A 15,504-nucleotide genomic window follows, 5' to 3' on the forward strand; every position below is an offset into this window, starting at 1 on the left:
AGGGAAGGAATATTTATTGCTTTGAAATAAACAATAACGATACCCCGTTTATTCTATGAAAATCGAACCATACATTTGTTCAAACAAAATACACAAAATTTGTGAAATGTTTCACAATATCCTGCTATACTTAGGTTGTATTTATGATAGATACTTCTTAAGTAAACACTTGATGGTGGTGGAAAACATGGAATCTAAATCACTTGTTCTAGTCGAAGAGCTTGCTTTAAAAAAGCAAAGCATCTTTGTGCAAAGCCCGCTTCGCTATCTTTTACGGGCTATGCTGGCCAGTATGTTTATCGGGTTCGGAGTCATTGTAGCGTTTAAAACGGGGAATCTCTTTTATGTTGAACATTCTCCGTTCACATATCCAATTGCAGCAATCACCTTTGGGGGCGCCATTATTCTGATCGTCTATGGCGGAGGAGATTTATTTACGGGAAATACATTTTATTATACATTGGCTGCGCTTCGTAAAAAAATGCGCTGGCCCACTGTGATCAAGCTGTGGATGTTCAGCTATGCAGGAAATTTAATGGGCGCCGTTTTTTTCGCAGGCCTCATCTTTGCGACCGGCTTATTTAAAGATCCTTCTTCCACCGGCTTTATTCTCAGCGTGGCGGAGCATAAAATGAATACGCCGGTGACCGAATTGTTCTTTAAAGCGATTCTGTGTAACTGGCTTGTCTGCCTTGCGTTTTTCGTTCCGATGGCGCAAAAAGGGGACGGAGCGAAAATGTTCTCTATGATGCTGTTTGTCTTTACTTTCTTTATTTCCGGTTATGAACACAGCATCGCGAACATGGCCACTTTTGCCGTCTCTCTGGTCACCGAGCATCCGGAGACCATTTCGATTGCAGGCGCAATCCATAACCTAATTCCGGTAACACTCGGGAACCTGGTCGGAGGCGCGTTTATGATGGGCTTCATGTACCACTATGCCAACAAGCCGGGCGGTGAAGAAATCATCAAATAAAAAGATCGTCCATTTTTAATGGATTCTAAATATGCGGGCTCCCTTCATAAAATCGTGGTAACTTTAAAAATGGAGGTTCAGCGATGCAAAGTTTTCATTCGCTTTGCCGGCAATTTGGACATATTTTAAATGGGGAGCCGCACATTGAACCACGGTGTCTGTTCTGTCAGCATCAAACGGAATTTGCGTGTCGCGATTCAAGGAAGACCGAGCCGGGGAGTCGGCATGGAAGAAATCATGTTCGAATCGCTCGATCAAAACGGAATCGCCTTGAATATGGCCGAAGTCGCAATTTTGCCTGAAGAAGTTCCGCTGTTTACAAAAAAGCTTGTCGATCAGGGCATCATTATCAGTGCTCTCCACAATCATTGGATTTTTACAGAACCGAATATTTTATATATTCATTTTCAATCTGTAGAACCGCCGTTAACATTCGCGAAAAAAACAGCTGCCGCTTTATCCGTATTGCGATGAAGCAGCAGCTGTTTTCTTTATCCGTTGATTTTTCCCATTTCTGAAAGTGCGACCCTTTCGACTGCTTTGGCCACAATCTCGTGAACTTCAGGGTTCAGCGGATGAGGCACAAGATCGCCTTGTCTTGTGCAGGATGCGATCGCTTCAGCGGCCGCAACCAGCATCGGGTGGCTGATCGAATCGGCTCCGGCATTTAACACGCCCCTGAAAATACCTGGGAACCCCAGCACATTGTTGACAGACCGTCCGTCTGCAGCGTAGGCTGCCCCGGCCTCGAGCGCATCCTCAGGCTCAATCTCCGGCTTCGGATTGGACAGAGCCAAAATCACCTGGCCTTCCCGAACCCATTTCTTATTGATCAATCCCGGAACACCGGTTGTCGCAACGACGATATCGCAGCTTTCCATCAATTCTTCGATGCTTTCAGCCGCATGGCCGCCATAGTTCTCTAAACGCGCCATCGCCTCAAGCGATTTATCCGTTCCGACAACACGTTTTACTCCATATGCCATAAACATCCTGCAGATCGCGACACCCGCCGCGCCCAGGCCGATTTGGCCGACATGGGCCTGCTTCAGATCCACCCCTGCACTCTTGGCTGCTGAAATGGCGGCCGCCAGCGTCACAACCGCCGTACCGTGCTGGTCGTCATGCATGACCGGAATATTCAGGTCGTTTTTCAGGCGCTCTTCAATTTCAAAACAATGCGGTGAACCGATGTCTTCAAGCAAAATGCCGCTAAAGCCGGGCGCGATGTTTTTAACCGTCCTTACGATTTCATCAGGATCATTCGTGTCGAGCAGAATCGGAACCCCGCTGATATCCGCAAGCTGGTCGAAAAGAGCGGCTTTCCCTTCCATAACAGGCATTCCAGCAACTGGCCCTATGTCTCCCAAGCCAAGGATGGCCGTGCCGTCCGTTACAATTGCAACCGAATTGCCGATTCCGGTATAAATATTCGCTTTTTGCGGCTCTTCTTTAATGAGCTCGCACACGTTCGCGACACCCGGCGTATACACCCGACGCAGATCAGCAAGCGAGCGAATCGGCATCTTGCTTTTCATGCGGATTTTGCCGCCTTCATGTGCAGCCAGCACGTCATCTGAAACGGTATGAAGATGGATGCCTTCTTTTAAGTTGCGGATCACTTCAAGAATCTCGGTGAGCTGTTCTTCATGCTCAACTTGAACCGTAATGTTCCGCATCGTATAATTCGGCCCTACCTTGATCGTTTCAATCTCTCCGATATCACCGCCGGCAAGGCCGATCGCCGTTGTCACCTTTCCAAGGTTTCCGGGTGCTGAAGGGATTTCCAGCATCAAATTCCGAATAATATTGTTGCCATTCATAACAGAATACCTCCATCAATTGTTTTAAAATCGGCTACTGAACCGGCGAGTCTTTTTTATCGGTGTACCAAATAAATTTACCTGTGTATCCGTACAAAATCGCAAGGCCGATTGAAACAAAGCTCAGCCACATGAACGGCACATAAGAGAAGGTCGAGACGCCGAGAATCCCCGCCATATATATGCCGTTGTCCGACCACGGCACCATGCCCGACGTCATCGTACCGCCGACTTCCGCGTTTCTGGACAGCACCCTCCGGTCAATTCCGAGCTTGTCATAGCTTTTTTCCATAATTTTCGGTGTTAAAATGAGCGAGACATACATCGCGCAGCCGAACACATTTGCCAAGAAGGCGACGATAATCGTCGAGAATGTGACGTTGCCGGCAGAAGTCAGCTTTTGCTGGAACTTGGAGACGATCACTTTTAGAACGCCTAAGTGCTCCAAGAGGCCGCCAAAGCCCAGACCGAGAATGATGACGACGACCGAACCGAGCATGCCCTCTATTCCTCCGCGATTTAAGAGCTCGTCCATAAATTTGATCCCGGTGTCAATGGAAAAGCCGTTGTATGCTGTGCCGATCGCATCCGCAAAGTCCATGCCTTGGAAGACCGCAGCCCAGATCGCGCCCAAAAGTGCGCCGATCGCGATCGTCGGCACAGATGGCTTTCTCATCGCCAATAGAACGATGACGACAACAGCCGGAACAAGCATCCAAATGTGAATATCAAACGTGTTCTGCAAAGAAGCTTTCAAAAATTCAACTTTTTCCAAATCAACATTTCGGCTTCCATACATAAAGCCGGTGATGGTGAACAGGACCGCCGTGATTAAATAGGCGGGAATCGACAAGTACAGCATCGCTCTGACATGGGTAATCACTTCGACCTTTGAAAGGGATGACGCAAGCACCGTACTATCGGAAAGCGGCGATAATTTATCTCCAAAGTAGGCTCCGGACAGCACGGCTCCGGCTACAAGCGGAAGCGGAAGCCCCAGCCCTTCCCCGATTGCCATCATGGCGATCCCGGCCGTTCCTACAGTCCCCCAAGACGTACCTGTGGCAACAGATGTGATCGAACAAATAATGAGCGTGGCAAGCAGGAATATGCTCGGGTGGATAAACTCAAGCCCGTAATAAATCAAAGTCGGCACAACACCGCCGGCTATCCATGTGCCGATAAGAGCGCCGACGGCAATCAGGATCAATATCGCTTCAAGTCCATTTGAAATTCCGTTTGTAATCGATTTTTGCAAATCTTCATACCGGTGCCCCAGGCGCAGTCCGAGCAAAATCACCAAGAACCATGAAATAAACAATGCCAGCTGAATCGGCAGCTCGAATTTGACTGTAAATGAACAAACTATCGCTAAAAATGCACCTAATACACAAATGATTTCCAACATTGATGGCAACCGTGCTGTTTTCAACCTAAATCCCCCTTAATTATTGAAACGCTTTCAAAATAAACTACATAAAAATAGCAATCTGCTTCAATTTTTTCTTAAAAATTTAACTAACAACGAACAGTATACCATGAAAAAGGCTGATGCGGTACCACTTCACCGCTGTTGTCCTTTCTCTTCATAAAGTTATTGAAGGAAAGCGAAAACACTCTGTGTTTCTATCCCGGTAAAATGTCAGAGTGTTTTCGCATACTGTTTTTTCCAGATCAATCCCGATTTAAAAGTTCAGCCCCGGCAATCCCCGGTTTTGTCATTTCATAAGGATTCAAAATCAGATCAAGCTCTTCTTCTGTCAACACATCGTTTTGAAGACAGAGATCGCGGACGGATTGGCCTGTTAAAATGGCTTCTCTCGCAATCCTTGCAGCTGCTTCGTAGCCAAGATGCGGATTGACCGCAGTGATGACGCCGGCGCTCTTTTCGACATATGCTTTTAAGCGTTTTTCATTCGCTTCAATACCTGCTACACAGTGATCAGTGAACGAACGGAATCCGTTGTTCATGATGCTGATGGATTGCAGGAGATTAAAGACGAGCACTGGCTCCATCACATTCAGTTCGAGCTGTCCGGCTTCAGAAGCAAGGCAGATCGTATGATCGTTTCCGATGACCTGGAAGGCGATTTGGTTGATCAGCTCGGCCATAACCGGATTGACTTTCCCCGGCATAATGGATGAACCCGGCTGTCTTGCCGGAAGGGAAATCTCCGCAAGTCCTGCGCGCGGACCTGATGCCATCAACCGAAGGTCGTTGGCGATTTTCGACATGTTCATCATGCATACTTTTAATGCAGCTGAAACTTCTGTGTAAGCGTCCGTATTTTGCGTCGCATCTACCAGATGGTCAGCGCCGACAAGCGGAAGACCGCTGATCTCAGCCAAGTGCTTGACGACATTTTCGATATAGCGCGGATCCGCGTTTAATCCCGTTCCAACCGCGGTAGCGCCCATATTGACTTCATACAAATGCTGGCGCGATTGTTTAATCCGTTTGATGTCGCGTTCGATCACGCGGCTGTAGGCTTCAAACTCCTGTCCAAGGCGGATCGGCACGGCGTCTTGAAGATGGGTGCGCCCCATTTTAATGACGTGGTCAAAGTCGCGTGCTTTTTTCTTAAAGGCATCAAGCATGTATTCCATTGTGTCCAGCAGCTTTTCCAGCAGCTTAAGCGTTGAAATATGAATCGCCGTCGGGAATACGTCGTTTGTCGATTGAGACATGTTGACGTGCGTATTCGGACTCAGGTGAATATATTCGCCTTTGTTGTGGCCGAGCAGTTCAAGTGCGCGGTTTCCGATGACTTCGTTCGCGTTCATATTCATTGAAGTGCCTGCGCCGCCTTGGATCGGATCAACGATGAACTGATCGTGCAGCTTTCCTTCAAGGATCTCATCAGCGGCTTGGACGATGGCATCTCCAAGGCCTTTATAAAGACGTTTTGTCTCCATGTTGGCAAGCGCCGCCGCTTTTTTCACCACTGCCAGCGCCTTGATCATTTCTTCGTGGATTTTATATCCTGTAATCGGGAAGTTCTCCGCTGCCCGCAATGTCTGAATCCCGTAGTAGACATCGGCCGGAATCTTCTTCTCTCCGAGAAAATCCTTTTCCGTCCGGTATGTCATTTCAGCTTTCATTTTTTAACCCTGCTTTCTTTTTATATGATGATATCGTCTGCAATCGGCGTTTCCATGATCTTTTTGACTTCAGCTTGTTGTCCGTTTTTCCCTAAAGCCCACATCAGCTTCGGAACGATCGCTTCAGTGTTCATATTTCTCGAGCGGATAATGGCATCCTGGTTTACCTTGCGGCCGACCTCGTAAATGCTCATATCCTCTCCTTCTTCAAGGCATTGCGTCGTGATCGCTACGACCATACCGGAATCGATCAGCTCGTTCACTTTTTCTAAAATGTTTCTTTTCTCAAAAGGAATGCCGCCGCTTCCGTAGCTCTCAATCACAATGCCTTTATATGAACCTTTCAGACAATCGAAAAACTCTGGTTTTAAACCCGGATGAAGCTTCACCAGACAAACGTCGGTATTTAAAGAGGTATCGAGTTTCAAAGCGCCTGGCTTTACTTCGGGAACCCGTTTGTTGTACTCGATTTCCTTATCGTGAATGAAAGCGATGTAAGGATAATTGATGCTTTCAAATGCATCGTAGCTTTTTGTTCTTAATTTGATCGCTCTCGTGCCTAAAATGACGCGGCCGTCAAAGACGACATATACTCCGCCGATGCCGTCGCACGCAAAGCGGACCGCATCTTTTATATTTTTTTTCGCATCCGTTTTCTTAAACGTAATCGGAACTTGGGAACCCGTAATCGCGACGGGCTTATCAATATTCTGCAGCATGTATGAAAGCGCCGCTGAGGTGTAGGCCATCGTATCGGTTCCGTGCGTGATCACAAAGCCGTCGTAGCGGCTGTAATTTTCATATACAGCCTCAGCCATCATCACCCAGTGTTCAGGCTGCATGTTGGTGCTGTCTATATCCATTAAAGATTGGCAATCTATCGTATAATTTGAATGATCATCAGATAAATAGCTGAGAAGCTCTTCCGCTTTAACCCCCGGAGCCAGTCCGTTTTCGCCTTCTACTGAAGCGATGGTCCCGCCGGTGGTCAACAGCAGTAACTTTTTCATGTGCTACACCTCTTTAAGAAGTAGTTTTATACAGTATAAATCATGATTTATTTTAGCAAAGAAGGCTTGATACATCAGGAATGTATACGCTTTATGCGTACCTTCAATGCAATTATAGTCCTCAAATGTGAAATAATCAAGAAACTTTATTCATTTCGCGTACACTTTTACTGATAATGTGCTATAATCACTGTGTATCAAAAGGAGCGTAAGATATGAATTTAGATCGATTAACAACACTGAGAAAAAACAAAAAATGGTCATTGCAATATACTGCCGACCGCCTCGGTATTGCGAAAAGCACTTACGCGGGCTATGAATCGGGATACCGCCGCCCTTCTTTAGAGGCGCTTATCGAAATCGCTGATTTATTCAATACCTCCACCGATTTTTTGCTCGGAAGAGTTGACGATCCCCGGGATGAAAAGGCTAAAAACGAAGCCATTGAACTGACGGATTGGGCTAAGCTCAAGCTGGCAGTCGACGGAACGCTTCTTTCCGAAGAAGAAATCAAGCAGATGGTTGCGTTTATCAAGGTCAAAAAAGGGCTGGATGCGGAGTAAAATGACAGCGGTTAACCGCCGCATGCTATAAAAAGAAAAAACTTGACTGGCTAAAAAGGCCAATCAAGTTTTTTTTGCTTTTATTGATGTAAAAATTTCACACAAACCGCTTCAGGAGCAGGAACTCCAGACTCTAAAAGCGTCAGCCGGCCCGTTGTCCGGTCTCTTTCAAACAATGTCAAAGTCCCTGTTTCCTGGTTGGAAGCAACTAAGAATTGCTCTGAAGGATCAATCTCAAAGTCGCGCGGCCATTCCCCTTCAGTTGATACGTGTTCAACCAGGGAAAGTTCGCCCGAATACTCGTTGACGCTGAAGACGGCGATGCTGTCGTGGCCGCGGTTTGAAGCGTATACAAATTTGCCGTCTTTCGTGATGTGGATGGCGCCGCCTTGGCTATGGCCGTCAAAGCCTTCCGGCAATGCCGAAATCACTTGAATCTCTCTGAATTCACCCAAATCGGGGTTGTATTCCAGCACGATGACTTCATTACTCAGCTCTGTTAATACATACGCATACTTTTCCTGTGGATGGAACTCGATATGTCTCGGCCCTGAGCCCGGTGCAGCAGCGTGTTTTTTCACTTCTTCAAGCCGGCCCTCTTTCAATTGATACGTGATGATATGATCCGTTCCGAGATCGACGGCCACTGCATATTTCTCATCAGGTGAGAATCCTGAATAATGAGTATGCGCTTTTTCCTGCCTCTCATGCGGTCCTGATCCCTCATGCTGTACTTTTGATGAAGGCTCAAGCAGGCCGCGGCTTTCATTTAAAGGATATGCCAAGATCGTCCCGTTGTGGTAATTGGCGGACAGAACATAACGGTTATCTTGATCCACACTGACGTGGCAAGGCGACGGTCCTTCCCCGGTCTGCTGGTTGACGATAGTCAGCTCTCCTGTGGAACCGTCAATACGATATGCGGCAACCCCGCCCTTATCGCCGTCTTTGACCACTGCATAAAGCATGTCATTGTCTTTGGCGATATTCAAATATGTCGGACTGCCCAGCTTTGCTGCCGGCTTCGGCGTGCTTAACGCCTTTTTTTCCGTATCAAGCTCAAATGTATAAATCCCTACGCTGTCTGCTTTTGTATATGTTCCGATATAACCTCTGTATTTCGCCATTTGATCCTCTCCTTTTTTGACAGTCGTCCATTCCTATTTTAACTCAGAGAAACTGAATTATCATGATCTGGTATGCAAAAACCTTAAGCGCTCACATGAAAAAAAACTTTTTATGATATTCTTAACATTAGAGGCCCTTCACTGCCGCTTTTATAAAGAAATCGGCAGCGGAGACTTGTTCATAGGAGTGTTCAAAATGACGAAAATCATGATTGTCGAGGACAGCGAAGACATTCGGAAGCTTTTACGCGATCATTTAGAAAAATACGGATACGAAACTGTTGCAGCGACTGATTTCACCTCTATCCTTGAAATATTTCTCCAAGAGAAGCCCGACCTGGCATTGCTTGACATCAATCTGCCGGCATACGACGGTTACTACTGGTGCAGGCAAATCCGCCAGCATTCGACTTGTCCGATCATTTTCATTTCGGCGAGAAGCGGAGAAATGGATCAGGTCATGGCGATCGAAAACGGCGGCGATGATTATATAGAGAAGCCTTTTTCCTATGAGGTGGTCTCGCTAAAATTAAAGGCCAAATTCGCAGGGCATTTGGAGAATACGCAGTAAAACAAGGTGAAAAAGTGATTGAATTTGAAGGCGTCCAGCTGTTTGTCGAACGTTTTGAGCTGCACTGCCGAAATGAGAAGCTCGAGCTTTCAAAAAAGGAAAGCAAGCTCTTGGAAGTGCTGCTTGAAAGAGGAGAAAAGGTGACAAGCAGAGACCGGTTAATGGAGAAGACATGGGAAACCGATACATTTGTAGATGAAAACACGCTAAATGTCTATATTACAAGGATTCGCAAAAAACTGCGAAGCATGGACGTGCCCTTCTCAATTGAATCTGTGCGGGGCGAAGGGTATCAGCTGAGGACGAAATCATGAAGCTGTTCCTAAAAAACCATGCCGTTCTCATTTTTCTGTTTCTCTTTCAGGGCGGATTCGTATTTTTTTACTATTGGTTTGCCGGCATGCAGACTTTCACCCACCTTTTTTACATTCTCGGCGTTCAGCTTCTGGCGCTTGCGCTTTATCTTTCATACAAATGGTATGAAGAACACAGAGTCTACCAATGGATCGGCTCAGATCAAAAAGATACAGAAATTCCTTTTTTGGGGACGTCTGAATTTTGCTCAGAGCTCTATGAAAAACATATGGAGCTGAGCCGGCTCCACCACCGCAAAATACATGATATGGAGTCCAAGCTGGAAGATAGGGTAACCTACATGAATCAATGGGTGCATCAGGTGAAAACACCGCTTTCCGTCATCAATCTGATCATCCAGGAAGAGGACGAACCCGTTTTTAAACAAATCAAAAAAGAAGTCCAGCAGATTGAATACGGACTGGAGACGCTCCTCTATTCATCAAGGCTTGACCTGTTTGAAAGAGATTTTAAAATTGAGGCCGTGTCACTAGACGAGCTGCTTAATTCGCTGATTCAGCGCTATAAACGCTATTTTATACAGCATCGTGTCTATCCAAATAAACAGGTTCCCGCTGAAGACGCCGTTATTTACTCCGATCGCAAATGGCTCAGATTTTCCACTGGCCAAGTCATCACTAACGCTGTGAAGTACTCGTCAGGAAGAAGCGAACGCATCGATTTGACGATATTCCGTAAAGGCGAACGCATCATTCTGGAAATCAAAGATTACGGAATCGGAATCCCTTCACAAGATGTGAAACGCGTATTTGAGCCTTATTACACCGGGGAAAACGGACGGCGCTTTCAGGAATCAACAGGCATCGGCCTCTACCTTGTAAAAGAGATTGCCGAAAAGCTCAATCATGATGTGAGCATCGATTCAGAAGAAGGAAAAGAAACGACTGTGCAATTTTCATTTCTTACAAAAATGTAAGTCTTCTTTAATAAAACCGCATAGCTCATCCCCATCCTCCTTGATATGATTTGTTTACAAAACAAACGTGGCAAGGAGGATTTTTTATAAGCAATCCGAGTCTATGAAAAGAGTCGGCACATTCTGTTATATAAACGAGGCCGCCGTTCTTAGTTTCTGGACAATGGCCATTCAAGCCTTTCATAAACGCATTTTGGCTGAAAGCATTCCGGAGGAGCCCGCTGGAATGGATAACATACCGGAAACGGTCATCCTTAAAAAGCGCAGCAAAAGGAGGATATCATGACAACAAATATGCTGGTCGTTAAAAACATCAATAAAACATATAAAGGACAAGTCTCCCATCAGGCTTTAAAAGATATTTCATTCAATGTCGAGGAAAGTGAGTTCACGGCGATCATGGGGCCGTCCGGTTCTGGAAAAACGACGCTTCTCAATATCATTTCGACGATTGACCGCCCGGATTCCGGCGACATTTTAATTCGCGGAGAAGACCCGCATCATTTAAAAAGGGCGAAGCTTGCCCACTTTCGCCGCAGGCAGCTCGGGTTCGTATTCCAGGATTTTAATTTGCTGGATACACTGACGATCGGCGAAAACATCATGCTGCCGTTAACGCTTGAAAATCAACCGCTTTCCGTCATGGAAGATAAACTTCAGGCGATTGCTGAAAAACTCGGCATTGAACAACTTTTGAACAAACGGACGTTTGAAGTATCCGGCGGACAAAAGCAGCGGGCGGCCATCGCAAGAGCCGTCATTCATCAGCCCGCCCTCATCCTCGCCGACGAACCGACAGGAAACCTCGATTCGCAGGCATCAAAAGACGTGATGGAGACGATGCAGCATCTTAATGAAAACGACAATGCCACGATATTAATGGTCACGCACGACCCAGTTGCCGCAAGCTATTGCCGTCGCGTCATTTTTATTAAAGACGGAACATTATTCAATGAAATTTACCGCGGCGCCAACCGCCAAGTATTTTATGAAGAGATTCTGAATGTGCTGTCTATGCTGGGAGGAAATACCAATGACCTTTCTTCAGTTCGCTTATAAAAACGTCGTCCGGAATAAAAGAGCCTATCTCGCCTTCTTTTTAAGCAGCTCATTTTCAGTGATGATTTTTTTCACATTTGCGATGTTTTTGTTCCACCCCGCTTTAGAGGAAGGCTACTTAAACACCATTGCAAAACGGGGGTTGTCGGTGGCTGAATGGATGATTTTCGCCTTTTCCATTCTGTTTGTGCTTTATTCCGTCAACGCCTTTCTCAAGTCGAGAAGCAAGGAATTCGGGATCCTCACCATCCAGGGAATCGCTCCGGGTCAATTGAGGAAGCTGATTACCGCAGAAAACATCATCATCGGCGTGCTTTCGATCGTTACAGGCATCATCGGCGGTCTTGTTTTTGCAAAAACATTCTTTACGATCGGCGCTTATATTCTGGAAATGGACGCTTTGCCATTGTATCTGCCTTGGAAAGCGATGGCCCTTACATCCGCCTGCTTTCTTGCGCTGTTTATTCTGCTGTCGCAATTTACGGTGTTATTTATTAAATCAAAAACCGTTGTCAAGCTGATCAAAGGCACCGGGAAAATTAAACCGGAGCCAAAACCGTCCATTATTTTTTCGGTCGTCGGCATCGGCTGCCTCGGCTCCGGCTACTGGCTTGTATTGTTCGCCGACATCCATTTTCCCCAAGCCGTCACGATCTTAATTTTGACGATCATCGGGACTTATTTCTTCTTCAGCCAAAGCAGCATTTGGCTGCTGCGGCTGTTAAAAAAGCGGAGGTCATTTTATTTACGAGGAAAAAACGTGCTTTGGATATCCGATCTTGTTTATCGGCTGAAGGATAATGCCCGCCTGTTCTTTCTCGTTTGCATCATTTCCGCGGTCGCCTTTACCGCCATGGGTGCATTGGTAATTTCCAAGACTTCTATCGGAAAATTGGATTCCCGATATGAGATAGAGTACTTATTATACAGCGGGAGCCAAAAGGAACAAACACACGTTAAGGTGATCGAACAAAAATTGAAGGACGGACATTTTTCGTATGCAAAGGAAGTGACAAAAGGAATTTATATGAGCTATAGCCAGGGAGATCTCCTTCCTCCGGTGCTCCTGGTCTCTGAAGGCGAATTCCAAAAGCACTTCAAGTTAAATTCCGGTGAACTGAAAGACGGTGAGGCGCTGTATTATCCAAACGCCTTTGAGGCAAAAGAAAAGCGGGAAATTCCTGAGACCTTGGACATGTTGAACAAAGATTTGAAGCCGGCAAATGAACGGCTAAAGGTAAAAGGTATTAAAAAACCGCTCATTTCGTTAGAAAGCATCGTTGTCGTAAACGGCAAAACCTTCGAAAAGCTGAAAAAACAAGGCGAATCCCTCACATTGTACGGCTATCAGTACAACCGCTGGAAAGAGAGCCTCGACATGAGCCAATCATTGGAAAAAGATCTCAGAGAAAAATCTCACAATATCCAATTTCAATTTGAAGCAAAGGCCATCAATTATTTTGAAACTGTTCAGCTTCCAAGCCTGAGTCTGTTTATCGGATTCTTTATTGCGGTTCTCTTTTTTACGGCATCCGGGAGCTTTCTGTACTTCCGCCTGTTTACCGATCTTGAAGAAGATCAAGAGCGCTACCGGTCACTCTCAAAAATCGGCCTGAGCGAAAAGGAAATGTCGCAGAGCGTAACGATTCAATTGGCCATCCTGTTCTTCTTTCCGTTCGTACTCGCCTCAATTCATACGTATTTTGCGATGAAGACGCTCGAGGCACAGAGCCTTGGTCATTTCGCATCTCCGGTGATCATGACAATAGGCGGATTTCTGATCTTCCAACTATTATTCTTTATGATGATTCGAAAAAGCTATCTGAAAAAATTAAAAGGATTTTTAAGGTGATAAAATATGAAAAAAACAATTTCTCTCATTACAGCCGCTTTAGCTGTATGTATCGGCGCATTTCTGTTGATTCATAATGAAGTGACAGACAGGTTCAATCCACTTGTGAAGAAAGAAAGCGTATATGTCCAGATCAACAAAGACGGTAAGCACCTGAGCCCGGGCCGCTATGAGTACACGCTGGAAGGATATAATGACACCGGTAAGGAAAAAGAAATTACATTCTCCGCCAGCGATTCCCTTCGAAGAAACGCCTATCTAAAGGTAAACGCGAAGGGAAAATATGTTGAGACATGGGAAGAAGTACAGCCCGGCGGCATGCCGAGTGCCGTTCAGAAAAAATTGATCAAGCAATAAAAAACGGCGTCTAAGCCGTTTTTTCTATGAATCACTATATTTTAACAAAATTCCGAAACTTTTTGGCCCGTTGCTCGTATAAAAACAGAAGTCATATTGTTTAGGAGGTTTTCATATGATTGTTGGAATAATTGGTTTTATACTGGTGGTTTTCCTTCTCTACGCCTCCATGTTGCCGTCCGGGGAAAAAAACAGCGGCAGCAGCTCTTCGACTTTTTTTATTGGAGGTCCTGACTCATCCGGAGACAGCGGGGGTGATTGCGGCGGCGGCGGCGATGGCGGCTGTTAAGACCTGCGGCTGCGTTAACCTAACTTCTGCTCCTGCTCGGATCCCTAGGCTGTATGCAGTTCTTGCTGCAGTGAGCCGGGTATATTCCAGCTATCTCCCTTCATCATTCATTCAACATCAACTCCAAATACGTCATTATTCATTCAGTTGTTTAACCTGACTTCCGATTGGGAATGATGTAAAGACAGCAGATTCCCGCTCTTCAAACGATTTAAAAGTCACAATAAAGCGATTCTGATACAAAACATATAAAACTTTGCACCTACTTGTTCGATATTAAAAGAAGACATTCATGATAAGGAGGGTTTTTTCCAGATGATTTTTTTACTGGTTTTATTGGCTCTGTTTATTTTGTATTCATTCTTTTTTGACAAGAACAACAAAAGTTCTTATAAAAAAGCGGCACCGAAAAGCAGAATATTGATCCGCCAGGCAGCTGCGCCGACCGGAGTTTTGAGGGTAATCGAAACCGCTCCCGGACAGACGGCAAACCGCCGAACCTCCGAAGGTATGCGCCCGAATCTGCGGCTTGTCATGAGCCCGACGCACCAAAACGAAAAAAAATAAGGAAAGCGGCATCATGATAAATGCCGTCTTTCCTATTGTCTGCTGTGTTCCACCATTTTCCCAAAGGCGTCCGGCGACATCCCCGGCGAGATTCGGACGCGGTGGAGCGCATACATCCCCTGATCCCTAGATGCCGCTCCCGGTTCTGTTGTGACGGCCATTTGATAGCCTGCCTGCTTTGCGAGTTTCAGCGTATCTTCGTTGTAGCGCCCGACCGGATAGCTCAGCATCACCGTATTTTGGCTGAACATGCGATCAAACAGCGCTTTGGAACGCGTCATTTCATCGAGCTGCTGTCCCGGTGCCAGTCCGTTCAATTCAACGTGATGAATGGTATGGCTTTGAATCGAAATGCCGTTTCGCCTCATTTCATTCATTTGTTTCTCCGTCAAATGGTTCTTCCCGCCAACCGATTTGCCGATCATAAAAATTGTCGCCTTCATCCCATAGCCTTTCAAAATCGGGTACGCTTTTTCAAAGTTATCTGTATAACCGTCATCAAACGTAATCAGCACGCATTTATCACTCGGCATTTTATCTTGCGTTAAGACAATATAGGCTTCCTCAGGTGTCAACGTGTAATAGCCGTTATCCTTCAGCCACTTCATATGCCCGCGGAATTCCCCTTCCGGTACGCGCAGGCTGTTTCCTGAGGAAATGCTGTGATACATGAGAATCGGAATGCGGGCCGGGCTTTTCACTTTGACCCACTTGGATGATGGATCATGTTCCGCCTGCTGTTTTGATTGTTTTGCCGCTTTTTGAGCCGTATTTGGTTCTGTTTTTTCCTCTCCTTTTGTTTCATGACCGGAACACCCGTACAGCACCCCCATCAACATAGACAGCACAAGTAACATTTTCGTTTTTTTCACAATTATTCCCGCTTTCTATCTACTGAATCCTTTTTAATATCGGTG

At 45.9% G+C, this 15,504-nt stretch carries 15 protein-coding genes and 1 pseudogene; 10 read left to right on the forward strand and 6 right to left on the reverse strand.

The genetic code is table 11. The annotated features are described in order from the left end of the window. Positions 1-187 precede the first annotated feature (187 nt). Positions 188-976 (forward strand): formate/nitrite transporter family protein, encoded by a 789-nt coding sequence (locus TRNA_RS41845; protein ID WP_003186394.1) that lies wholly within the window; start codon positions 188-190, stop codon positions 974-976. 144 nt (positions 977-1,120) lie between these two features. Beyond that, entirely contained in the window at positions 1,121-1,450 is a 330-nt protein-coding gene (locus TRNA_RS41850) for a DUF1259 domain-containing protein (RefSeq protein ID WP_003186396.1), read from the forward strand. A gap of 17 nt (positions 1,451-1,467) precedes the next feature. Here the strand turns inward: TRNA_RS41850 and TRNA_RS41855 are convergent, their stop codons facing one another. From TRNA_RS41855 to TRNA_RS41870, 4 genes are all read right to left on the reverse strand, one after another. Then, entirely contained in the window at positions 1,468-2,799 is a 1,332-nt protein-coding gene (locus TRNA_RS41855; protein WP_003186398.1) for an NAD-dependent malic enzyme, read from the reverse strand. A gap of 34 nt (positions 2,800-2,833) precedes the next feature. Then, entirely contained in the window at positions 2,834-4,231 is a 1,398-nt protein-coding gene (gene nhaC / locus TRNA_RS41860) for a Na+/H+ antiporter NhaC (protein ID WP_003186400.1), read from the reverse strand. Between the two features lie 242 nt (positions 4,232-4,473). Continuing rightward, positions 4,474-5,901 (reverse strand): aspartate ammonia-lyase, encoded by a 1,428-nt coding sequence (gene aspA / locus TRNA_RS41865; protein ID WP_003186403.1) that lies wholly within the window; start codon positions 5,899-5,901, stop codon positions 4,474-4,476. A gap of 20 nt (positions 5,902-5,921) precedes the next feature. Beyond that, positions 5,922-6,911 carry an asparaginase gene (locus tag TRNA_RS41870; protein ID WP_003186405.1) on the reverse strand — a complete coding sequence of 330 codons (990 nt, stop codon included), beginning with the start codon at positions 6,909-6,911 and terminating at the stop codon, positions 5,922-5,924. A gap of 215 nt (positions 6,912-7,126) precedes the next feature. Between TRNA_RS41870 and TRNA_RS41875 the strand changes: the two genes are divergently transcribed. Continuing rightward, the gene (locus TRNA_RS41875) at positions 7,127-7,474 is read left to right on the forward strand and encodes a helix-turn-helix domain-containing protein (protein ID WP_009329867.1); all 348 of its coding nucleotides are present in this window, start codon (positions 7,127-7,129) and stop codon (positions 7,472-7,474) included. Positions 7,475-7,554: 80 nt separating this feature from the next. Here TRNA_RS41875 and TRNA_RS41880 read toward each other — a convergent pair whose 3' ends face one another. Continuing rightward, positions 7,555-8,601, reverse strand: coding sequence for a lactonase family protein (locus TRNA_RS41880; RefSeq protein WP_009329868.1), 1,047 nt, complete (start codon positions 8,599-8,601; stop codon positions 7,555-7,557). 196 nt (positions 8,602-8,797) lie between these two features. Between TRNA_RS41880 and TRNA_RS41885 the strand changes: the two are divergent. The 7 genes and pseudogenes from TRNA_RS41885 to TRNA_RS41915 all read left to right on the forward strand — a co-directional run bounded on the left by TRNA_RS41885 (position 8,798) and on the right by TRNA_RS41915 (position 14,587). Further along, a pseudogene (locus TRNA_RS41885) lies at positions 8,798-9,486 on the forward strand (response regulator). Beyond that, the gene (locus TRNA_RS41890; protein ID WP_009329870.1) at positions 9,483-10,463 is read left to right on the forward strand and encodes a sensor histidine kinase; all 981 of its coding nucleotides are present in this window, start codon (positions 9,483-9,485) and stop codon (positions 10,461-10,463) included. Before TRNA_RS41885 ends, TRNA_RS41890 begins: the two are co-directional and overlap by 4 nt. A gap of 282 nt (positions 10,464-10,745) precedes the next feature. Beyond that, a complete protein-coding gene (locus tag TRNA_RS41900; protein ID WP_003186414.1) occupies positions 10,746-11,522 on the forward strand; it encodes an ABC transporter ATP-binding protein in 777 nt (258 codons plus the stop codon). After that, the gene (locus TRNA_RS41905) at positions 11,497-13,374 is read left to right on the forward strand and encodes an FtsX-like permease family protein (RefSeq protein ID WP_003186416.1); all 1,878 of its coding nucleotides are present in this window, start codon (positions 11,497-11,499) and stop codon (positions 13,372-13,374) included. The genes TRNA_RS41900 and TRNA_RS41905 overlap by 26 nt, the downstream gene beginning before the upstream one ends. Positions 13,375-13,380: 6 nt before the next feature. After that, positions 13,381-13,731: a YxeA family protein gene (locus tag TRNA_RS41910; protein ID WP_003186417.1), complete on the forward strand. Its 351-nt coding sequence runs from the start codon at positions 13,381-13,383 to the stop codon at positions 13,729-13,731. Positions 13,732-13,846: 115 nt separating this feature from the next. Further along, entirely contained in the window at positions 13,847-14,020 is a 174-nt protein-coding gene (locus TRNA_RS43990) for a hypothetical protein (RefSeq protein ID WP_003186418.1), read from the forward strand. A 315-nt stretch (positions 14,021-14,335) separates the two neighbouring features. Further along, positions 14,336-14,587 (forward strand): hypothetical protein, encoded by a 252-nt coding sequence (locus TRNA_RS41915; protein WP_003186421.1) that lies wholly within the window; start codon positions 14,336-14,338, stop codon positions 14,585-14,587. A 32-nt stretch (positions 14,588-14,619) separates the two neighbouring features. Here TRNA_RS41915 and TRNA_RS41920 read toward each other — a convergent pair whose 3' ends face one another. Next, positions 14,620-15,459 carry a polysaccharide deacetylase family protein gene (locus TRNA_RS41920; protein ID WP_003186423.1) on the reverse strand — a complete coding sequence of 280 codons (840 nt, stop codon included), beginning with the start codon at positions 15,457-15,459 and terminating at the stop codon, positions 14,620-14,622. Between the last annotated feature and the right edge of the window lie 45 nt (positions 15,460-15,504).

It is taken from the genome of Bacillus licheniformis DSM 13 = ATCC 14580 (assembly GCF_000011645.1).
Taxonomy (GTDB): domain Bacteria; phylum Bacillota; class Bacilli; order Bacillales; family Bacillaceae; genus Bacillus; species Bacillus licheniformis.